The organism is Nocardiopsis moroccensis, assembly GCF_055763695.1.
This window is the reverse complement of sequence record NZ_CP199747.1, coordinates 5544730-5565862: the sequence shown is the minus strand read 5'-3', so window position 1 is coordinate 5565862 and position 21133 is coordinate 5544730. Positions and strand designations below refer to the sequence as shown.

The following is a 21133-nucleotide window of genomic DNA, read 5'->3' as shown; positions in this document are numbered from 1 at the left end:
CGGCGAATCGCTGAAAACCCCCGCTCTGGCACGCCCCGCCATCCGCGCGGGGCCGTGAGGGCCCGACCATCATCGACTGGCGGCTGAGGCCGCCGCTCAGCCGCCAGTCAAGCGTGCGCGGACGCACTCGTGTGTACTCGGAGGTACTACTCAGCCGCGTCATCGGTGGTGGCCACCCCGATGGGGCAGCTGGCACCGGTGCCACCGATCCCGCAGTACCCGCCCGGGTTCTTGGCGTCGGACAGGTACTGCTGGTGGTAGTCCTCGGCGAAGTAGAACGCCCGGAGCGGGGCGATCTCGGTGGTGATCGGGCCGTAGCCGGAGCGGGTCAGGGCCGGTTGGAATGCGTCCCGAGTGGCCTCGGCGGCCTCACGCTGGGCCTCGGAGTGGTAGTAGATCGCCGACCGGTACTGGGTACCGACGTCGTTGCCCTGGCGCATCCCCTGGGTCGGGTCGTGGCCCTCCCAGAACACCTTGAGGATCTCGGTGTAGGAGATCTTCGCCGGGTCGAAGACCACGCGCACCATCTCGGTGTGACCGGTCAGGCCCGAGCACACCTCCTCGTAGGTGGGGTTGGGCGTGTAGCCACCGGCGTAGCCCACCGCGGTGGTGATGATCCCGCGTTCCGCGCCCAGTCGCCAGAAGGTGCGCTCGGCACCCCAGAAGCAGCCCATCGCCAGGTCGGCGATCTCGCTGCCCTCCGGATAGGGCGGGGTGAGCCGGGTCCCCAGCACGGTGTGCTCGGAAGGCACCGGCATCTCGGTGTCACGGCCGGGCAGGGCTTGTGCGGGGTCGACCATCGTCGTCTTTGTGCCGAACATGGTTCCAGGCTATCCGCACCGTCCAGGGCTTCCCAGGGCCCGCACCCCGCCTGTGGACAACATCCGCGCCCGGGTCACGGAGGTTGTCCACAGGCAGAGGGTGGGCGGGCGACAGGGAAACTTATTGGTCCTACGATTACGGATGTGTCGGAAACCAACCGCGGCGTCGCCCTCGGGGCGAGCGCCTTTCTCCTGTGGGGCTTCGCGGCCCTCTACTGGCCCTTCCTCTCCGCCTCCGAACCCACCGAGGTCCTCGCCCACCGCATGGTCTGGGCGCTCCTCGCGATGTGCGTCTTCCTGTTCGTCGCCCGACGCGGCTGGTCCTGGCTGCCCCAGGTCCTGCGCAACCCCCGGAAACTGCTCCCGGTCGCCGCGGCCGCCGTGCTCATCTCGGTGAACTGGTGGGGGTTCATCTACGCGGTCTCCACCGTCCAGACACTCCAGGCCTCACTGGCCTACTTCATCAACCCCCTCATGACGGTCTGTCTGGCGGTGGTGTTCTTCGCCGAGCGGCTGCGCGCCGCCCAGTGGGTGGCGGTCGGCTTCGGCGTGGTGGCGGTCGGGGTGATGACCGTCGCCTACGGCTCCACGCCTTGGCTCTCCCTGCTGATGGCCTCCTCCTTCGCCGCCTACGGGGCGGTGAAGAAGTACGTGGACCTTGACGGTATGCAGAGCCTGACCGTCGAGACCCTGGTGATGTTCCTGCCCGCGCTGGGGTTCGTGGTCTACCTGGAGGCGACCGGGGCGGGCACCGCCCTCTCCGTCTCCCCGGCACACACCGCCCTGCTGGTGGGCGGGGGGTTCGTTACCGCGCTCCCGCTGCTGCTGTTCGGCCTGGCGGCGCGCCGGGTGCCGCTGAGCATCATCGGCATGCTGCAGTTCATCGCACCGACCATGATGTTCCTGATCGGCTGGCTGATTCAGAACGAGGAGATGCCGCTGAGCCGCTGGATCGGCTTCGTGTTCGTCTGGCTGGCCGTGTGCGTGTTCGCCTTCGACCAGATCCGGAACTCGCGGGCCCGGACCACAGCCGCACGAATGGCCGCCTCCACCGCCGCGGTCGCTCCGACCGCGACGGAGGACGTCGACCGGGACGACCCCGTACGCCCCGAGCCTCCGGATCCCGAAGCCACCAGCCCCGCCGACCCCCGGGCGTGACCCTCTCCGGCTTCCCCGGTTTCGGCCATTCCAAACTACTCTCGGTGACACTGTGCTAACGTCAAGTCGTGGGCGTCGGGCTCTGCCCCGTCCCGACCTGGCAGCACGTCCCGGAGGGTTCCCTTGATACCTCGCACCAGCCGAACCGGCACGCTCCGTGCCGTCTCGGCCGCGTGCGCGGCGGCGCCCTCCCTGCTCTGCCTTCCGCTCCTGATCGGCGCGTTCCTCACCGTGCTGTGGCTGCTCTGCTCCGCCGCCCCGGCGCAGGCCGAAACCGCCCCCGCGCTCCCGGACACCCCGGCCGGCGAGAACACCTCGGCGACCCGTGGCTCCCTCCCCGCCGAGGCCCTGACCCCGGGAAGGAGTCTCGGTCTGGGCGAGGAGAAGTCCCTGGAACAGGTCGTGCCGGAGCGGGTCGCCGAACCGGTGAACACGACCCTGGGCACCGTGCACGAGAGCCTGGGCAAGCACACCGCCGACACCGCCGCTGCCGCCGCCTCCCTGCCCGAACCGGCCGTCACCGAGGTCCGGAGCGAGGTACGCGAGGTCGTCACGGAGATCGGCCGCACCGGCGACACCGCGGTCGAGCAGGGTCTGAACCACGCGCTCCCGACCACCGAGGCCCGGGCATCCCGTAGTACCGTCCCCGCCGAACCCGCCGGGGACAGCGCGGAGCGGCGTCCTCGGGGGGACGCGGAGGCCGAGCGGACCGAAGCGGAGACCGACCGGAGCCCCGCCGTCCTCGACACGACGGCCACCCCACAGCGCACCCCCGCGCAGACCGGGGGTCCGGTCGATGCCGCCGAGACGGCGGCGACCGACCACGGCGCAGCCGACCGCGCGCCCGAGCACCAGCGCGTCCAGCAGACCGCCGGCTCACCCGCGCCCACCGCCAACGGACCGGCCGGCGCGCCCTCCGTCGCCGGTTACCTCACCAGTGCTCCCCTCCCCGCGCCCGCCGCCGACACCATGCGCCTGGCCGCGCACCGGCTGCACGCCGTGCCCGTCGACCCGGCCGACGACCCCACGGTCTCACCCGACTAGCGAACGGTCCCGCCCCGGCGCCTTCCGCGCGCCCCGGACCGTTCCCAGCCAGCACTTCTCCTGGGAGCTGACCTGAGTCCCGTGCCGTCGTTCACGTGATTCACGTCAGCCGGTGGTCCGCCCCGGCTCCCCACGGCCGCCGCACGCGGCATTACGGCCATCTCGCACACCAGAGCTTCACCAGGGAAGGAAAACCATGACGCAGACCAAGCGTTTCTCCGCCCGAGTCGTACTCCTCGCCACGGGCACCGCGGGCTTCGTGGCCCTCGGCGCAGGGGTCGCCGGCGCCGAGGACCTGAAGACCCCCATGCACGAGATCGCCCCGGTCGTCGAGCGGGCGCTCGTCGAGGGCGTGGCCCCGACCATGAACGAGCTGGCCCCCCAGGGCCTCACCCCGGTCGCCGGAAGCGCCCTGAGCGAACTCCAGGACACCGCGAACAACACCAAGCCCGCACCGGACCTGGGCGCCGTGCTGCCCGACTCCCCGCTGGCCGACGCCGCGGCCCGGACGCAGGACGCCACCGGTCTGGACGGCGACCCGCACGACACCGTCGGCCAGGCCGCGGGGCGGGCCCTGGAGGCCTCGGCCGAGGACACCAGCGTCGCGTTGGAGGACACCGCCCGCGAGGCCGGGACGTCGGTGGAGGACACCGCCACCGAGGTCCTTCCCCACACGGTGGTGGCGGTGACCGAGCTGCGCGACGAGATGCTCACCCTGCCCGACCTGGACGCCCCCCGGGTGCCCGAACTGTCCGAGGCGTCCTCGCTCCCCGACGTCGGCGAGGTCACCAACCTGACCGGGGGCAACGCCCTGGTCCTGGACGAGCTCGACCCGCTGGGCGGGCAGGGGGCCACCCTCCCCATGAGCCACTCCGAGACCGCGGCGCCCACCGCTCCCAACATGTGGGACCTGGCCGCCGCCTTCGGCCTGGAGACCCCGGACCAGCTCCAGGACGTCGTGGAGGCCACGGAGCTGACCGAGGACAACTACGTGAACCTCGGCGAGGAGGAGGTCCTGGGCATGGTGGGCAACCGCGCCTGGGAGGACCGCGACCTGACCGTTCCGCAGAGCTCCGCCGGGAACACCGGCATCCCGGAGGCCCCGGGCGTCCAGGACCTGACCGACGCCGTGGTCTCGGGTGTGTCCGAGCCCGGCGCCGCCGAGACCGTCTCCCTGGACGGCCCCCTCTCCGAGGCCCAGCTGCCCCGGGTCGCCGAGGGCATCGACACCACGACCGCCGAGGACCTGGTGAACGGTCTCGGCCAGGGCGACCTGCTGGGCCAGGTGGACACCAGTGACCTGGTGTCCGTCGAGGGCGGCACCGCCGAGCAGGAGACCCCCGAGGGCATGGTCGAGCACCCCACCTTCATGGACCTGCCCGGTTCCGAGGCCCTCCCCGTGATCAGCTGACGCTCCCCGAGCCGACGGCGCCGCCCCACGAACCGGGGGCGGCGCCGTCGTCCTGTCACCTCTGCTCCCGTCATGCCCGGAGAGGACGGCGAACGTGCCGGTAGGGCGGCTGAGGAGATCACCACGCAGCCGCTCCCGGGAACAGCAGCACCCCGACCGCCCAGGCCGCCAGAAAGGCTCCCGCCGCCGCGGCCAGGACCAGGAGCCGCCGCCTCCCCCGCGCACGGGGCCGCGCCAGCCGCAGCCACCCCCGGCGCACCAGCTCGGCCGTCTGCACACCGTCCGCGGGAAGCCCGCGGAGCAGTTCCGGGGAGCGGGGGCGCCGGTCCGGGTCCTTGTCCAGTGCGGCCTCGACCAGGGGCAACAGGTCCTCGGGGACCCCTTCCAGGTCGGGTTCCTCCCAGAGGACCCGGCGCGCCACCTCCTGCGGAGTCCCCTCCCCGAAGGGTTCCCGCCCGGTCGCGGCGAAGGCCAACAGCACGCCCCAGGCGAACACATCCACCCCCGGCCCGGAACCGCCCCGCCGGTACCGTTCGGGCGCGGTCCGTCCGGGAGCCCCGGCCAGCCCTCCGGTCCGGGCCAGGACCGCTTCGTCCAATGCGCGGGCGATCCCCGGGTCGAGCACCTTCGGTCCCGTCGGTGCGAGCTTGACGTTGCCCGGTCCGAGGTTCCGGTGCACCAGGCCCCGGTTGTGCAGGGCGCACAGGGCCTCCAGGGTTCCGGCGGCCACAGCGAGCAGCGCCTCCCCGGTCAGCGGCCCGCTGCCCGCCACCCACTCGCCGAGGGTCGGTCCGGGTACGAGCTCCGTCGCCATCCAGGGAGGGTCCGCCTCCGGGGCGGCGGTGACGAAACGCGGGATGTAGGGGCTGTCGACCCGCCGGACCAGATCGACCTCCTCCCGGAGCCGTGCCCGGAAGCCGGGGTCGGCGGTGTACCCGGGACGGAAAACCCTGACCGCGAAGAGTTGCGAGTCGTGGCCCAGAGCCGCGTAGACGGTTCCCAGACCGCCCGCGCCCAGCCGCCCCACCAGCGTGTGGCCACCCATCCGCACGGGATCGCCCGAGGTGAGCGGGGACAGCCCCAGGTTGCGGCGGGCGGCCTGCGGGGGTGCGGGCATGGTGTCCGGCCTTCCGTCGGGGAGCGTAAGGACGTCACCCGTTGAGACGCCGCCTCCGCGGCCGTGGTTGCGGTTCCGCGGCCCGTACCGGAACCGTGGCCGGTCCGGTCCGGTCCGGTCCCGAACGCACCGCGGGCCCCGGCCGGAGGATTCCGGTCGGGGCCCGCGGCCACAGGTGCGCGGTGCCGGTCAGCCCGAGCGTTCCACCACGTAGTCGCACAGGGCCAGGAAGGCGTCCCGGGCCGGGATGTCCGGCAGGGTGACCAGCTCCGAGCGGGCCCGGTCGGCCCAGCCGCGCAGGGTGGCGTCGGCCTCGGCCATGGCGGGGTGCGGGCGCAGCAGCCCCAGGGCCTCCTCGGCCTCGGTGTCGTCGAGCGGACGGCCCAGCAGCGACTTCAGCCGCTCGTCGGCCGGGTCCTGCGAACGCATCGCGTAGAACATCGGCAGAGTGAGCACGCCCTCGCGCAGGTCTGTTCCGGGGACCTTGCCCGAATCGGCGCTCTCACTGGCCACGTCCAGGATGTCGTCGGCGAGCTGGAAGGCCATCCCCAGCGCGTCACAGGCGCGGGTCAGGGTGCTCACCGTCTCGGGGTCGACCTTGCCGAACATGCCGCCGAACTCCGCGGAGGAGGCGATCAGCGAGGCCGTCTTGTCGTCGATGACGTTCAGGTAGTGGTCGAGCGGGTCGATCCCGTCGCGCGGTCCGGAGGTCTCCAGGATCTGTCCCTGGACCAGGCGGGCGAAGGTCTCGGCCTGGAGCCGGACGGCCTCGGTGCCCAGGTCGGCCAGCATCGTGGAGGCCTTGGCGAACACGTAGTCGCCGGTGAGGATGGCGATGGTGTTGCCCCAGCGCTGGTTGGCGCTGGCCTTGCCGCGGCGCAACTCCGCCTCGTCCATGACGTCGTCGTGGTAGAGCGTCGCCACGTGGGTCAGTTCGACCACGGCCGCGGCCGGGATGAGGTCGGGGACCCGGGGGTCGCCGAAGTGGGCCGCGAGCAGCACCAGCATGGCGCGGAAGCGCTTGCCTCCCGCGGCCAGCAGGTGGGAGGCGGCCTCGGTCAGCATGGGGTCGCTGGACCGGACCGACTCCCTCAGCAGGTCCTCGACCTTCTCCAGGTCGTCCTTGACCTCCCGGGCGAGGCTCGGGTCAACTCTCGGCAGAGCGAGAAAACCGCTCGGGACAGCACCGCTCACCGTAAAGCTCCACCTGTTGAACGGGCGTGTGACGGCCCCCTCGGGAGGGGGCCGTCACACGCTCAGCACATGAACATGATCCGACTTGCCACGGTATCCGACCCGGAATGATCGTCCAAAGCCACACCCGGGTAGGCGGTCACTCCTCGCCCGGAACCGCTGTGACCTGGTCAACCATTACCGCTGCGGGTTCCTGACCCGGCTCGGAGGACGGCAGGAGGTTGCCCAGTACCGGCCCCGGGAAGATGCCGAGCGCCAGGGTGGCCGCGACACCCACGGTGATCACACCGCCGGTGAGCAGACCGGCCCGGGCCACCGTGGGGCCTTCGCCCTCGGAATCCCGGAAGAACATCACAACGATGATGCGGACGTAGAAGAACGCGGTGACGGCGCTGCTGAGCACACCGACGACGACCAGCGGGGCCGCCCCGGCCGCGACGGCCGCCTCGAAGACCGCGAACTTGCCGATGAACCCGCTCGTGAGCGGGATGCCGGCGAAGGCCAGCAGGAACAGCGACAGGGCCAGGGCCAGGGCCGGGGAACGACGTCCCAGACCCGCCCACCGGTCGATGTCGCCGAGCTCCTGCCCGCCGTCCCGGGTCCGCACCAGGGTGACGACGGCGAACGCGCCCAGCGTGGTGAACCCGTAGGCGGCCAGGTAGAACATGGCGCCCGCGAGCCCGTCGACGCTGCCCGCGACCACGGCGGTGAGGATGAACCCGGCGTGCACCACCGAGGAGTAGGCCAGCAGCCGCTTGATGTCCCGCTGGGTGACGGCGACGAGCGCGGCGACGACCATCGTCAGGACGGCCACCGTCCACAGCATCGGCTCCCAGATCTGCGCCGAGGTGCCGAACGGGACGAAGAACACCCGCAGCAGGGCACCGAAGGCGGCCACCAGCGTGCAGGAGGCCATCAGCGCGGTGATCGGGGTCGGAGCGCCCTGGTAGACGTCCGGCTTCCAGTTGTGGAAGGGCACGGCGCCGACCTTGAACAGCAGGCCGATCGCGACCAGGCCCACACCCATGAGCAGCAGCGGCTCACCGTTGCCGTCGGCGAAGATCTCCGCCCCACCCGACTCCACGGCCAGGCGGATCACACCGAAGTTCACCGAGCCCGCGTAACCGTAGACCATGGCGATCCCGAACAGGAAGAACGCCGAGGAGAACGCGCCCAGCAGGAAGTACTTGACCGCGGCCTCCTGCGAGAACAGGCGACGGCGGCGGGCCAGGCCGCACAGCAGGTACAGCGGGAGGCTCATCACCTCCAGGGCGATGAACATGACGAGGAAGTCGTTCGAGGCCGGGAACATCAGCATGCCCAGCACGGCGAACAGCACCAGCGGGTAGACCTCGGTGTGCTGGGAGCCCGCGAGGATGTGCGTGCGCTCCTCCTCGCTGCCCGGGACGGTGGCGGCCTGGGCCGAGAACGCGTCCCGGCCGTCCCGCCGCTCGGCGATCAGCATGAGGCTGACCAGGGCCAGCACGGTGATGGTGCCCTGGAAGAAGAGCACCGTGCGGTCCACCGCCAGCACACCGTTGGCGACGGTCGTACCCTCCCCGACCGCCTCCACCTGGAGGATCAGCAGGACGAACGTGACCAGCAGGGCGAGCGCCGCGAGGGCGATCTGTACGGTGCGGCGGGAGTCCTTGGGCCAGAAGGCCTCGAACAGGACCGCCAGCACACCGGCGCCGAACAGCACCAGGAACGGGGCGAGCAGCCACCAGTCCAGGGCCGGCGGCGCCTCCGTGACTCCGTGGAGCGCCGGGGGCGCCCCGTCCGCAAGGTTGAGGGGGATCACTCCTCGTCTCCTTCCGCGTCGCCGTCCGTGACCGCCACTGCGGTGTCGGCCTCGGCCTCCACGGTGCGTTCGACGGCGGGGTTGATCACGTTGAGCATGGGCTGCGGGTAGACGCCGAACGCGATGATCAGGGCGACCAGCGGGGCGACCGCCCACATCTCACGCCCGGACAGGTCCGGGAGCCCGGACAGCCTCTCCGGGGTGGGGCCGGTCATCGTGCGCTGGTACATCCACAGGATGTAGAGCGCCGCGAGGACCACACCGGCCGTGGCGATGACCGCCGGGACCGGGTTGAAGGCGTACACGCCGACGAACACCAGGAACTCGCTGACGAAGGGGGCCAGGCCCGGCAGTGCCAGGCCGGCGAGCCCCGTGACCAGGAAGACCCCGGCGAGTTTGGGCGCGACCTTCTGAACGCCCCCGTAGTCCTCGATCCTGGAGCTGCCCCGGCGGGCGATGAGGAAGCCCACCACCAGGAAGAGCGCGCCGGTGGCGAACCCGTGGTTGACCATGTACAGGGCGGCTCCGGCCTGCGCCTGCTGGGTCAGGGCGAAGATCCCCAGGGTGATGAAGCCGAAGTGGGACACCGAGGTGTAGGCGACCAGGCGCATCATGTCGCTCTGCCCGATCGCGAGGATCGCACCGTAGACGATGCTGACCAGGCTCAGCCCCACCACCGGCCACACGAACCAGGACACGGCGGCCGGGAACATCTCCAGGCAGTACCGGAGCATGCCGTAGGTGCCGACCTTGTCCAGCACGCCGACCAGCAGTACCGCCGTGCCGGGGCTGGAGGACCCGGCCGCGGTGGGCAGCCAGGTGTGCACCGGCCACATCGGGGCCTTGATCGCGAAGGCGATGAAGAATCCGAGGAAGAGCCAGCGCGCCGTGGCCGGGTCGACGGCCGCGAGGGCGCCGCCCGGGTCGGTGAGCTCGGTCCACAGGAAAGTGCCGCCGACGACGTACACGCCGATCACCGCGACCAGCATGATGAGGCCGCCCGCGAGGCTGTACAGCAGGAACTTCATCGCGGCCCTGGCGCTGTCGGCGCCGCGCCCGTACCGCCCGATCATGAAGTAGACCGGGATGAGCATGGCCTCGAAGAACACGTAGAACAGGAAGACGTCGGTGGCCGCGAAGACACCGATCATCATCGCTTCCAGGGCGAGGACGAGGGCGAAGTAGCCGCGTCCGCCGTCCTCACGGTCGGAGTACTCGTTCCAGGCCGCCAGCACCACCAGCGGCACCAGGACCACGGACATGAGGATCAGCAGCAGGGAGATGCCGTCGACGCCGACCGCGAAGTGGACCCCGAAGTAGGGGATCCACGGGTAGACCTCCTCGAACTGGAGGCCGCCCGCCCCCGAGGTGTCGAAGTTCAGGGCCATGGCCGCGACCAGGAGCAGGGTCGCGACCGAGAAGCCGAGTGCCAGGCGTTTGGCGGTCTCGGCCGGGGCCGCCGCGCCGCCGGTGGCGGCGGGGCGGGTCCTGGTGGCCGTGGCGGTGCCCGAACCGGCGTCGGCGCGGGCCGAGGCGCCGGCCTGGGCCGCGGTGTCCGCGGCTGCCGTGGCCTTGACGCGCGGCAGCGCCCAGATGACGGCCGCGCCGACCGCGGGAAGCGCGATCGCGAGAGTGAGCCAGGGGATCATTTAGAACCTCACAACCAGCGTCGCGGCGACGATGACGGCGCCGAGGAGCATGGTGAGCGCGTAGGTGCGGGCGAACCCGGTCTGTGTCCTGCCGAGCCCGGTGGAGGAGTCGCGGACCCCGGCACCGATCCCGTTGACCGCGCCGTCGACGACCTTGTCCTCGATGACGACCAGCGCCTTGGTGAGCACCTGGCCGGGCCGCATGAACAGGCCTTCGTTGATCTCGTTGCCGTACAGCTCGTTGCGGGCCGCGTCGGTGACGAGGTTGCCCTCGGGGGCGGTGCGTGCCACGGGCTTGCGCAGGTACGCGAACCAGGCGAGCGCCACGCCGAGGACCAGCACGGCCAGGGCAGCCAGGCCGTAGGGGGCGGTGAAGGCGTGCCCCACGGTGAAGTGGTGCGGTTCGGCGCCGACCGCCGGGGCGAGGAAGCCCGCGAACCGGTCGCCGAGCACCAGGAAGGCGCCGAGGAAGACCGATCCGATCGAGATGACCACCATGGGGGCGGTCATGCTCACCGGGGACTCGTGCGGGTGCACGCCCTCGTCCCAGCGCTTCCTGCCGAGGAAGGTCATGAAGACCATCCGGGACATGTAGAAGGCGGTGAGCGCGGCTCCGGCGATGACGGCGGTACCGAAGACCATCCCGGCCGTGCCGCCGATGCCGAAGGTGGCGGAGATGATGCTCTCCTTGGTCCACCAGCCGGACAGGAACGGGACTCCGATGATGGCGAGGTAGCCGAGGCCGAAGGTGGCGAAGGTGATCGGCATCTTCGACGCCAGCCCGCCGTACCTGCGCATGTCGACACCGTCGTTCATGCCGTGCATGACCGAGCCGGCGCCGAGGAACAGCCCGGCCTTGAAGAAGCCGTGCGTGACCAGGTGGGCGATGGCGGCGACGTAGCCGACCGGGCCGAGCCCGGCGGCCAGCACCATCATTCCGATCTGGCTCATCGTGGATCCGGCCAGGGACTTCTTGATGTCGTCCTTGGCGGAGGCGATGATCCCGCCCGCCAGCATGGTGGCGGCGCCGACCGTCATGACGGCGGTCTGGGCCACGGGGGCGCCCTCGAAGATCGGCCCGGCGCGCACGATCAGGTACACACCGGCGGTGACCATGGTGGCGGCGTGGATGAGCGCCGACACCGGGGTCGGGCCCTCCATCGCGTCGAGCAGCCACGCCTGGAGCGGGAGCTGCGCGGACTTGCCGCAGGCGCCCAGGAGCAGGAGGAGCCCGATCGCGAGGAGGACGCCGTCACCGGCGCCCGGCACCGCGGCGAAGACATCGCTGAAGCTCACCGCGCCGAGCACGGTGAACATGATCATGATCGCCACGAGCAGACCGATGTCACCGACCCGGTTGATCAGGAACGCCTTCTTGGCCGCGGTGGCCGCCGCGGGCTTGTACTGCCAGAACCCGATGAGCAGGTAGGACGCGAGGCCCACACCCTCCCAGCCGAGGAACAGCAGGACGAAGTTGTCCGCGAGCACCAGCACGAGCATGGCCGCGACGAACAGGTTCAGGTAGGCGAAGAAGCGCCGCCTGGCGGGGTCCTCGGCCATGTAGCCGAGCGAGTAGACGTGGATGAGCGAACCCACGAAGGTGATCAGCAGGACGAAGCTGATCGAGAGCGGATCCACCAGGAGGTTGATCCGGGCGGAGAAGTCGCCTGCCGCGAACCACTCGTAGACGGGGACGGAGACGCTGCGCTCGGCCGTGCCCCGGCCGAGGAGCTCGAACAGGGCCAGGACGGCCCAGACGAAGGAGCCGACCGGCAGGGCGGTGGCCAGCAGCGGCCCCCACCCGTTGGTGCGCCGCCCGCCGAGCAGCAGGATCGCCGCGCCCGCGAGCGGCAGGGCGATCAGCAGCCAGGCGTTCGACAGCACCGCGCTGTCGGCCGCGGTCGCCACCGCGGGTTCGGCGGCGAGGTATGCGTGATGTTGTGTCACTGCCACGTCGCCTTCTAGTGCTTGAGCAGGTTCGCGTCATCAAGCGACGCCGACCTGCGGGTTCGGAAGATCTGCATGATGATCGCGAGGCCGACGACCACCTCGGCGGCGGCCACGACCATCACGAAGAAGGCGACGACCTGCCCCTCGATGTCCCCGTGCATCCGGGCGAACGCGACGAACGCCAGGTTGCAGGCGTTGAGCATCAGCTCCACGCACATGAAGACGATGATCGCGTTGCGCCGTACGAGGACGCCGACCGCGCCGATGGTGAACAGAAGCGCCGCGAGGACGATGTAGTTCATCGGGTCCACGTGGACTCGACCTCCTGCCCGTTGCCGTTGCCGTTCTCTTCGCCGTCCGTTTCGGAGGCGGTCCCGTCCTCACCGTGTGCGGCGGGGCGGGACTCCCCGTCCGCGATCGGCTCTGCCTCCTTGGAGCTGGTCGGGTCCGACGCCCCTCCGGGGATCGCGGACCGCCCGGTCCGGACCTCGCCCGGGACCCCCGACTGGTACTCGGGGTCGCGGGCGGTCAGGACCGGGTTGAGGGAGAGCTGGGAGACCGTGCCGTCGGGCAGCAGCGCGGGCATGTCGATCGCGTTGTGCCGGGCGTAGGTGCCGGGTCCGGGCAGCGGGGTCGCGTGGTCGCCGCGGATGCGGTCCTCGGACATCTCCCGCTGGGTGCGGCGCTTGCCCGTCCGGGCGGTGTGCGCGAGCACCATGGCGCCGAGCACCGAGGTGATGAGCAGCGCGGCCGTGGCCTCGAAGGCCACCACGTAGCGCAGGATGAGCTCACCGGCGATCCACGGGATGGTGCCGCCGACCGGGGCGGCCGCGGCGGCGATCCCGGTCGGGTCGCCCACGACGATGCGGGTGATGCCGGTGGTCAGGGCGCCGACGAAGCAGATCGCGACGACCGCCGTCATCAGCCGCTGTCCGCGCAGGGTCTCCACCAGGGAGTCCGCGGAGCTGACGCCGACGAGCATCAGCACGAACAGGAACAGCATGAGGACGGCGCCGGTGTAGACGACGATCTGGACGACCATCAGGAACGGCGCCTCGTTGATGCCGTAGAAGATCGCGAGGCCGACCATGGCCAGCGCCATCGACATGGCCGAGTGCACGGCCTTGCGGGAGAAGACCACGCCCAGGGCCCCGAGCACGACGACCGTGCCGAGGATCCAGAAGACCGCGGCCTCTCCCGAGCCGATGGGGGCCGGGGCGGCGAGGTGGAACGCGGGGGTCGCGGGGGTGAGCGGGTTCAACGGACCGCCCCCGTGTTCTCCGGCCGGTCCTGCGTCCCGTGCTCGCCGCGCCCGGTGGCGTAGTAGTCCTGTTCGGTCTCACCGAGCCGCATCGGGTGCGGCGGCTGTTCCATCTCCTCGCGGAGCGGGGCGAGCAGCTGTTCCTTCGTCCAGATCAGGCTCTGCCTGCTGTCGTCGGCCAGTTCGTACTCGTTGGTCATGGTGAGCGCGCGGGTCGGGCAGGCCTCCACGCACAGCCCGCACAGGATGCACCGCAGGTAGTTGATCTGGTAGACGCGCCCGTAGCGTTCGCCGGGCGAGTACCGGGCGTCCTCGGTGTTGTCCCCCGCCTCCACGTAGATGGCGTCGGCCGGGCAGGCCCAGGCGCACAGTTCGCACCCGATGCACTTCTCCAGGCCGTCGGCCCACCGGTTCAGTTGGTGCCGTCCGTGGAAGCGCGGCGCCGTGGGGCGCTGTACCTCCGGGTACTCGACGGTGGGCACCTTCTTGAACATCGTGTGGAAGGTGACACCGAAACCCTTGACGGGGTTGAGCCAATCAAGCACCGGTAACCTCCCCCTTCTTCTGGTTGCGTTCGGCGGTGGCGGCCGGGGCCGTCCGCGACGGTTCGGCGAGCACGCTGCTGCCGTAGTGGGCGGCGGTGCTCGGGGGCACCGGGAAGCCGCCGTAGGAGGGCTCCCGGTGGGCGCGGCGCGCGTTCTCCGCGCGCTGACGGGCCTCCTCGGCGCGTTCGCGGCGCACGAAGCGGACCCAGGCGGCGATCGCGGCGACGGTGGCCGCGGTGAAGCCCGCGACGACCGCGGCGATGACCAGCGGGTGGGCCCCGTCGAGCACGAGCATGCGGACGACGGCGACACCGGTGATCCACACGAGCTGGATCGGGATGAGGACCTTCCAGCCGAGCTTCATCAGCTGGTCGTACCGGACGCGCGGAAGGCTGCCGCGGGCCCAGATGAACAGGAACATCACGGCCACGAACTTGAGCAGCCACCACAGGACGGGCCACCAGCCCTCGTTGGCGCCGGGGATGATCATGCTGACCCCGGGCGGGGCGTACCAGCCGCCGAGGAAGAGCGTCACCGACACCGCGGCGACGGTGCACATGTTCACGTACTCCGCGAGGAAGAACATCGTGAACTTCATGGAGCCGTACTCGGTCATGAAGCCGCCGACGATCTCGCCCTCGCCCTCCGCGAGGTCGAACGGGAGCCGGTTGGTCTCACCGACCATCGTGACGATGTAGATGAGGAACGACGGCAGGAGCAGCACCGCGAACCACAGGTTCTCCTGGGCCGCGACGATGCCGGATGTGGTGAGCGTCCCCGCCATGATGAAGACCGCGACGAAGGACAGACCCATCGCGATCTCGTAGCTGATCACCTGCGCGGAGGCGCGCAGGCCGCCGAGCAGGGCGTAGGGCGACTGGGAGGCCCAGCCGCCGAGCACGAAACCGTAGACGCCCAGGGCCGCGGTGGCCAGGACCAGCAGGGCGGCGATCGGAAGGTCGGTGAGCTGGAGCGGGGTCATGACCCCGAACATGTTCACCTCGGGCCCGAGCGGGATGACCGAGAAGGCGATGAACGCGGGGATGGCCGCGATCATCGGGGCGGCGATGTAGACGAACCGGTCCACCCCGCGCGGGATCAGGTCCTCCTTGAGGGAGAGCTTGATGCCGTCGAACAGGGACTGGAGGAGGCCGAAGGGGCCCATCCGGTTGGGTCCGTGGCGCTGCTGCATCCGGCCCATGACCTTGCGGTCGGCCATGATCATCATGAGCACGCAGACCATGAGGAAGACGAAGATCCCCAGGGCCTTGATGGTGGTGATCCACCACGGGTCGTTCCCGAAGGCGCCGAGGGTGCTCTCCGAGGCCAGGTGGACCACGCTCGGTTCGAGAGCGGCGGGGGTCACTGCTGCCTCCCGTTGGTGGTGTGCGCGGCCAGGGCTACCGGCTGACCGGCGGTGCCGCCCAGGTCACGGCGGATGTCGCAGCCGTGGGCATTGGCCGGGAGCCAGACGACTCGGTCGGCGATGTCGGTGACGACCACGGGGACGGTCACCGAGCCCCGGGTCCCGGTGACGCGGAGCGATCCGCCGTCGGGGACCCCGACCTCGTCGGCCGTGGCCTTGGACAGGTAGGCGCGCGGTTGACGGGCGGTACCGGCGAGGTAGGGCTCGCCGTCCTCCATCCGGCCGGTGCCGAGCAGTTGTCGCCAGGTGGACAGGAGCGCCTGGCCCGGTGCGGGTTCGGGCGGCGGTACCGGCCGGACCGCGGGTCCGGCGGCCCGGTCGCCGAGCCACATCCCCATCTCCAGCAGCTCGTTGTAGGCGCTGGCGGAGTCGGGCAGGCCCAGGTGGACGTCCATCTCGTCGGCGACGGCGGACAGCACCCGCAGGTCCGAGAGGGCGCCGGGCACCTTGAGGGCGTCGCCGAAGGGCCGGTGACGGCCCTCCCAGTCGACGAAGGTGCCGGACTTCTCGGCTACGGCGGCCACCGGGAGGACCACGTCGGCCCGGTCGGTGACATCGCTGGCGCGCAGTTCGAGGCTGACGATGAACGGCACCCTGGCCAGTGCGGCGCGGGCCGCATCGGGGTCGGGCAGGTCGTCGAGCTCGACCCCGGCGATGACCAGTGCGTCGAGCTCCCCCGCCGCGGCCGCCGCGATGATCGCGCCGGTGTCGCGTCCGGGGGTCTGCGGGAGGGAACCGACGTTCCAGGCGCGGGCCACCTCGGCACGGGCCGAGGCGTCGGCGACCGGGCGGCCCCCGGGCAGCAGGCCCGGCAGCGCCCCGGCGTCGATGGCGCCCCGTTCACCGGCACGGCGCGGCACCCAGGCCAGCCTGGCGCCGGTGCGCTCGGCCAGGGCCGCGACGGCGGTGAGGGCTCCGGGGACGGCGGCGAGCCGCTCGCCGGCCAGGATGACGGCGCCCTCCTGGCCGATCGCCTCGACGACGTCGGGGTGGTCCGCGTCCAGGGCGTTGAGGGCACGGCCCTCGTCACCGGGGACGGTCCGGACCAGGGTGCCCTTGGCCTTGGTGAGGCCGAGGCTGGCGTGCGAGGCGATCGAGTACACCTTCAGCTGCCGCTTGCGGGCCCCCTTGCGCAGGCGCAGGAACACCAGGGGCGACTCGTCCTCGGGTTCGAACCCGGCCAGCAGCACGGCGGGGGCCTTCTCCAGGGCCGTGTAGTCCACGTCCACCGGGGTCCCGGCCACGTGGGCGGCCAGGAAGTCGGCCTCCTCGGCGGAGTGTTCGCGGGCGCGGGCGTCCACGTCGTTGGTGCCCAGGGCCACGCGGGCGAACTTGGCGTAGGCGTAGGCGTCCTCGTAGGTGAGGCGCCCGCCGACCAGGACACCGACCTTGCCGCGGGCCGCCTCCAGCCCCCGGGCCGCGACACTGATCGCCTCGGGCCAGGAGGCGAACTCCAGGGCCCGGGAGTCCTCGTCGCGGACCAGCGGCCGGGAGAGGCGGTCGGACCGGGTGGCGTAGGTGAACGCCCACCGGCCCTTGTCGCAGTTCCACTCCTCGTTCACCTGCGGGTCGTCCCCGGCCAGTCGGCGGGTGACCTTGCCCCGGCGGTGGTCGGTGCGCTGGGCGCAGCCGGCCGCGCAGTGCTCGCACACGCTGGGGGTGGAGACGAGGTCGAAGGGGCGCGACCGGAACCGGTAGGCGGAGCCGGTGAGGGCGCCGACCGGACAGATCTGCACGGTGTTGCCGGAGAAGTAGGAGTTGAACGGCTCCCCCTCGGCGATACCGACCTGCTCCTGGGCGCCGCGTTCCATCAGTTCGATGAGCGGGTCCCCGGCGATCTGCGCGGCGAAGCGGGTGCAGCGCGCGCACTGGATGCAGCGTTCGCGGTCGAGCAGCACACCGGTGGAGAGCGCGATCGGTTTGGGGAAGGTCCGCTTGACGTCGATGAACTCGCTCTCGCCCTGCCCGGTGGACATGGCCTGGTTCTGCAGAGGGCACTCGCCGCCCTTGTCGCAGACCGGGCAGTCCAGCGGGTGGTTGATCAGCAGGAACTCCATGATCCCGCGCTGGGCCCGCTCCGCCGTCTCGGAGGTGAGGTGGGTGTTGACCACCATCCCCTCCATGACGGTGATGGTGCAGGAGGCCGCGGGTTTGGGCATCCCGCGCCCATTGCCCATGTCGGGAATCTCCACCAGGCACTGGCGGCAGGCCCCGACCGGGTCGAGCAGCGGGTGGTCGCAGAACCGCGGGATCTGGATGCCCAGCAGTTCGGCGGCCCGGATCAGCAGGGTGCCCTTGGGGACCCGGATCTGGAAGCCGTCGATGGTGACGGTGATCAGGTCCTCGGGGGGCGGGGCGGGTGTGGACCCGCCGGAGGTGTTGGAGGTGACGGTCACTGGTTCCCTCCCTCTTCCGTGGTCGGCCGGTCCGCCCAGACGGTGGACCTGGAGTGGTCGAAGGGGCAGCCGCCCTTCTCGAAGTGGTCGACGTACTCCTGGCGGAAGTGCTTGATCGAGGACATGACGGGGCTGGCGGCACCGTCGCCCAGCGCGCAGAACGAGCGGCCGAGCAGGTTGTCGCAGATCTGCAGGAGCTTGTCGATGTCGGCCTCGGTGCCCTCGCCGCGCTCCAGCCGGTCCAGGACCTGGACCATCCAGAAGTTGCCCTCGCGGCAGGGTGTGCACTTGCCGCAGGACTCGTGTGCGTAGAAGGCGATCCAGCGGCCGACGGCGCGGACCACGCAGGTGGTCTCGTCGAAGATCTGGAGAGCGCGGGTGCCGAGCATGGAACCGGCGGCGCCGACCGACTCGAAGTCGAGCGGGGTGTCCAGGTGCTCCTCGGTGAAGATCGGTGTGGAGGATCCCCCCGGGGTCCAGAACTTGAGCTGGTGCCCGGCGCGGACGCCGCCCGCCATGTCCAGGAGCTCGCGCAGGGTGATCCCGAGCGGCGCCTCGTACTGGCCGGGGTTGGTGACGTGTCCGGACAGCGAGAAGAAGCCGAAGCCGGCGGACTTCTCGGTGCCCATGGAGGTGAACCACTCGGCCCCGTTGGCGACGATGCCGGGGACGCTGGCGATGGACTCGACGTTGTTCACCACGGTGGGCGAGGCGTAGAGCCCGGCCACGGCGGGGAAGGGCGGTTTGAGGCGGGGCTGGCCCCGGTAGCCCTCCAGGGAGTCCAGGAGGGCGGTCTCCTCACCGCAGATGTAGGCGCCCGCCCCGGCGTGCACGACGACGTCGAGGTCGAAGCCGCTGCCGAGGATGTCCTTGCCGAGCAGTCCGGCCTCGTAGGCGTCGGCGACCGCCTGGCGCAGTCGGCGGATGACGTGGACAACCTCGCCGCGCACGTAGATGAAGGCCTGGTTGGACCTGATCGCGTACGAGGCGATCGCCACACCTTCCACCAGCACGTGCGGGTTGGCGAGCATGAGCGGGATGTCCTTGCAGGTGCCCGGCTCGGACTCGTCGGCGTTGACGACGAGGTAGCGCGGGTTGGGGTTGTCCTTGGGCAGGAACCCCCACTTCATCCCGGTGGGGAAACCCGCGCCGCCGCGGCCGCGCAGACCGGACTCCTTGACCAGGTCGACGATGGAGTCGGGTTCCATGGTCAGCGCCCTGCGGAGCGCGTCGTAGCCGCCGGTGGCCCGGTATCCGTCGATGGTGAAGGAGTCGGGGCGGTCCCAGTTCTGGGACAGGATCGGGGTCAGGGTGGTCACTTCGCGCCCTCCTCACCCTGGTCGTCGGTCGAGGGGGCGGGAAGGTTCCGGGGGTCCGGAGCCTCCCACCCGTTGCTTCGGGCGAGTGTGAGCCCGGCCAGCGAGGGGGCGGCCGCCTGCACGCCCTCGCCCGCGCGGCCGTCGTCGAACCCGGCGAGCACGCGCGAGGCCTGCTTCCAGGTGCACAGGCTCGCGGGGCCGCGGGTGGGGGCGACGTCCTTGCCCAGCCGCAGGTCGTCCACCATCTGCCTGGCGGTGGCGGGGGTCTGGTTGTCGAAGAACTCCCAGTTGACCATCACCACGGGGGCGAAGTCGCAGGCCGCGTTGCACTCGACGTGCTCCAGCGTGACCTTGCCGTCCCCGGTGGTCTCCCCGTTGGCCAGGTCCAGGTGCTCCTTGAGCGCGGAGAAGATCTCGTCGCCGCCCATGACCGCGCACAGGGTGTTGGTGCACACGCCCACCTGGTAGTCGCCGCCCGGCTTGCGGCGGTACATGGTGTAGAACGTGGCGACCGCCCTGACCTCGGCGAGGGTGGTGTCGAGCTGGTCGGCGCAGAACTGCATGCCGGCCTGGCTGACGTGCCCCTCCTCGGCCTGCACCAGGTGCAGCAGCGGCAGGAGCGCCGAGCGCGGCTTCGGGTAGCGGCTGATGATCTCCTTGGCGTCCTGTTCCAGGCGCGCCACGACCTCGTCGGTGAAGACCTCGGGGGTCTCCTCGGTGGTGTTCTCGTTGTGCTCGCTCACCGGTCCACGCCTCCCATCACCGGGTCGATACTGGCCACGGCCGCGATCACGTCCGCCACCGTCCCGCCCTCGCACATAGCTGCGACGGCCTGGAGGTGGGTGAACGAGGGGTCGCGGAAGTGGACGCGGTGGGGGCGGGTGCCCCCATCGCTGACGGCGTAGCAGCCGAGTTCGCCCTTCGCGCTCTCCACCGCCGCGTATGCCTGGCCCGCGGGGACCCGGAAGCCCTCGGTTACCAGCTTGAAGTGGTGGATGAGAGCTTCCATCGAGCCGCTCATGATGTGCGCGATGTGGTCCGGGGAGTTGCCCAGGCCGTCCGGGCCGAGCGCCAGTTTGGCGGGCCAGCCGATCTTGGCGTCCTCGATCATCACCGGGCCGGGCCGGAGCTTGTCCAGGCACTGCTCGACGATCTTGAGGCTCTCCTCCATCTCGGCGATGCGCACCCGGTAGCGGGCGTACACGTCGCCGCCGTCGGAGACCGGGACGTCGAACTCGTAGTCCTCGTAGCCGCAGTACGGTTTGGCCTTGCGCAGGTCCCAGGCCAGGCCCGAGGCGCGCACCAGCGGGCCGGTGACGCCGAGCGCCATGCAGCCGGGCAGGTTCAGGTAGGCGACGTCCTTGGTGCGGGCCAGGTAGAGGGGGTTCTCGTCCAGGAGCTTGCGCATGACCTGGATGCGCTTGGGCATCTCCTTGAGCAGTTCCCGGATCTTGCCGACCGCGCCGGGCGGCAGGTCCTGCGCCACCCCACCGGGCCGCACGTAGGCGTGGTTCATCCGCAGGCCCGTGACGAGCTCGAAGATGTCCAGGATCATCTCGCGCTCACGGAAACCGTTGGTCATCACCGTGGTGGCGCCCAGCTCCATGCCGAACGTCGCCATGGCCACGAAGTGCGAGGCCATCCGGTTGAGCTCCATGAGCATGACGCGGATGACGCTGGCGCGCTCGGGGACCCGGTCGGTGATGTCGAGCAGCTTCTCGACCGCCAGGCAGTACGCCGTCTCGTTGAAGAGCGGCGTCAGGTAGTCCATGCGGGTCACGAACGTGGTGCCCTGCGTCCACGTCCGGTACTCCATGTTCTTCTCGATACCGGTGTGCAGGTAGCCGATGCCGACCCGGGCCTCGGTGCAGGTCTCGCCGTCCAGTGTGAGGATCAGCCGGAGCACCCCGTGCGTGGACGGGTGCTGCGGTCCCATGTTGACGACGAGGCGCTCGGCGCTGGTGCCCTGGGCCTTCTCGACGACGTCGTCCCAGTCCCCACCGGAGGCGTCGATGTAGTCCTCGGTGACGGTCATGCCGTG

Annotated in this window: 17 protein-coding genes; 3 read left to right on the top strand and 14 right to left on the bottom strand. The window is 70.9% G+C overall.

What is annotated here, in order from left to right; all coding sequences use genetic code 11:
* Positions 1 to 146 precede the first annotated feature (146 nt).
* Positions 147 to 821, bottom strand: coding sequence for a peptide-methionine (S)-S-oxide reductase MsrA (gene msrA / locus ACUKCB_RS24600; RefSeq protein WP_473037961.1), 675 nt, complete (start codon positions 819 to 821; stop codon positions 147 to 149).
* Positions 822 to 965: 144 nt separating this feature from the next.
* Between msrA and rarD the strand changes: the two genes are divergently transcribed.
* From rarD to ACUKCB_RS24585, 3 genes are all read left to right on the top strand, one after another.
* Positions 966 to 1979 (top strand): EamA family transporter RarD, encoded by a 1014-nt coding sequence (gene rarD, locus ACUKCB_RS24595; protein ID WP_473037960.1) that lies wholly within the window; start codon positions 966 to 968, stop codon positions 1977 to 1979.
* Positions 1980 to 2102: 123 nt separating this feature from the next.
* A complete protein-coding gene (locus ACUKCB_RS24590) occupies positions 2103 to 3023 on the top strand; it encodes a hypothetical protein (RefSeq protein ID WP_473037959.1) in 921 nt (306 codons plus the stop codon).
* 196 nt (positions 3024 to 3219) lie between these two features.
* Positions 3220 to 4434, top strand: a complete 1215-nt coding sequence (locus ACUKCB_RS24585) for a hypothetical protein (RefSeq protein WP_473037958.1) — start codon at positions 3220 to 3222, stop codon at positions 4432 to 4434.
* 118 nt (positions 4435 to 4552) lie between these two features.
* Here ACUKCB_RS24585 and ACUKCB_RS24580 read toward each other — a convergent pair whose 3' ends face one another.
* The 13 genes from ACUKCB_RS24580 to ACUKCB_RS24520 all read right to left on the bottom strand — a co-directional run bounded on the left by ACUKCB_RS24580 (position 4553) and on the right by ACUKCB_RS24520 (position 21127).
* Positions 4553 to 5551, bottom strand: a complete 999-nt coding sequence (locus ACUKCB_RS24580) for a serine/threonine-protein kinase (RefSeq protein WP_473037957.1) — start codon at positions 5549 to 5551, stop codon at positions 4553 to 4555.
* Positions 5552 to 5740: 189 nt separating this feature from the next.
* The gene (locus ACUKCB_RS24575) at positions 5741 to 6745 is read right to left on the bottom strand and encodes a polyprenyl synthetase family protein (protein WP_473037956.1); all 1005 of its coding nucleotides are present in this window, start codon (positions 6743 to 6745) and stop codon (positions 5741 to 5743) included.
* A 139-nt stretch (positions 6746 to 6884) separates the two neighbouring features.
* A complete protein-coding gene (gene nuoN / locus ACUKCB_RS24570; protein WP_473037955.1) occupies positions 6885 to 8546 on the bottom strand; it encodes an NADH-quinone oxidoreductase subunit NuoN in 1662 nt (553 codons plus the stop codon).
* A complete protein-coding gene (locus tag ACUKCB_RS24565; RefSeq protein WP_473037954.1) occupies positions 8543 to 10195 on the bottom strand; it encodes an NADH-quinone oxidoreductase subunit M in 1653 nt (550 codons plus the stop codon). Before ACUKCB_RS24565 ends, nuoN begins: the two co-directional genes overlap by 4 nt.
* The gene (nuoL, locus tag ACUKCB_RS24560) at positions 10196 to 12142 is read right to left on the bottom strand and encodes an NADH-quinone oxidoreductase subunit L (protein WP_473041123.1); all 1947 of its coding nucleotides are present in this window, start codon (positions 12140 to 12142) and stop codon (positions 10196 to 10198) included.
* Positions 12143 to 12156: 14 nt separating this feature from the next.
* Entirely contained in the window at positions 12157 to 12456 is a 300-nt protein-coding gene (nuoK, locus tag ACUKCB_RS24555) for an NADH-quinone oxidoreductase subunit NuoK (RefSeq protein WP_017543069.1), read from the bottom strand.
* Positions 12444 to 13406, bottom strand: coding sequence for an NADH-quinone oxidoreductase subunit J (locus tag ACUKCB_RS24550; protein WP_473037953.1), 963 nt, complete (start codon positions 13404 to 13406; stop codon positions 12444 to 12446). Before ACUKCB_RS24550 ends, nuoK begins: the two co-directional genes overlap by 13 nt.
* Positions 13403 to 13951 carry an NADH-quinone oxidoreductase subunit NuoI gene (nuoI, locus tag ACUKCB_RS24545; protein ID WP_191266916.1) on the bottom strand — a complete coding sequence of 183 codons (549 nt, stop codon included), beginning with the start codon at positions 13949 to 13951 and terminating at the stop codon, positions 13403 to 13405. The genes ACUKCB_RS24550 and nuoI overlap by 4 nt, the downstream gene beginning before the upstream one ends.
* Positions 13944 to 15317, bottom strand: coding sequence for an NADH-quinone oxidoreductase subunit NuoH (nuoH, locus tag ACUKCB_RS24540; RefSeq protein ID WP_473037952.1), 1374 nt, complete (start codon positions 15315 to 15317; stop codon positions 13944 to 13946). Before nuoH ends, nuoI begins: the two co-directional genes overlap by 8 nt.
* Complete coding sequence (locus ACUKCB_RS24535; protein ID WP_473037951.1) at positions 15314 to 17773, bottom strand: NADH-quinone oxidoreductase subunit G; 2460 nt, start codon at positions 17771 to 17773, stop codon at positions 15314 to 15316. Before ACUKCB_RS24535 ends, nuoH begins: the two co-directional genes overlap by 4 nt.
* The gene (gene nuoF / locus ACUKCB_RS24530) at positions 17770 to 19092 is read right to left on the bottom strand and encodes an NADH-quinone oxidoreductase subunit NuoF (protein WP_473037950.1); all 1323 of its coding nucleotides are present in this window, start codon (positions 19090 to 19092) and stop codon (positions 17770 to 17772) included. Before nuoF ends, ACUKCB_RS24535 begins: the two co-directional genes overlap by 4 nt.
* Entirely contained in the window at positions 19089 to 19835 is a 747-nt protein-coding gene (gene nuoE / locus ACUKCB_RS24525; RefSeq protein ID WP_473037949.1) for an NADH-quinone oxidoreductase subunit NuoE, read from the bottom strand. The genes nuoF and nuoE overlap by 4 nt, the downstream gene beginning before the upstream one ends.
* A complete protein-coding gene (locus tag ACUKCB_RS24520; protein WP_473037948.1) occupies positions 19832 to 21127 on the bottom strand; it encodes an NADH-quinone oxidoreductase subunit D in 1296 nt (431 codons plus the stop codon). The genes nuoE and ACUKCB_RS24520 overlap by 4 nt, the downstream gene beginning before the upstream one ends.
* Positions 21128 to 21133 lie beyond the last annotated feature (6 nt).

Excerpts from the sequence above, each read along its gene's own strand:
- ACUKCB_RS24565 (WP_473037954.1), bottom strand. The coding sequence starts at position 10,195 with ATGATCCCCTGGCTCACTCTCGCGATCGCGCTTCCCGCGGTCGGCGCG.
- ACUKCB_RS24580 (WP_473037957.1), bottom strand. The coding sequence starts at position 5,551 with ATGCCCGCACCCCCGCAGGCCGCCCGCCGCAACCTGGGGCTGTCCCCG.
- msrA (WP_473037961.1), bottom strand. The coding sequence starts at position 821 with ATGTTCGGCACAAAGACGACGATGGTCGACCCCGCACAAGCCCTGCCC.
- ACUKCB_RS24520 (WP_473037948.1), bottom strand. The coding sequence starts at position 21,127 with ATGACCGTCACCGAGGACTACATCGACGCCTCCGGTGGGGACTGGGAC.
- ACUKCB_RS24585 (WP_473037958.1), top strand. The coding sequence starts at position 3,220 with ATGACGCAGACCAAGCGTTTCTCCGCCCGAGTCGTACTCCTCGCCACG.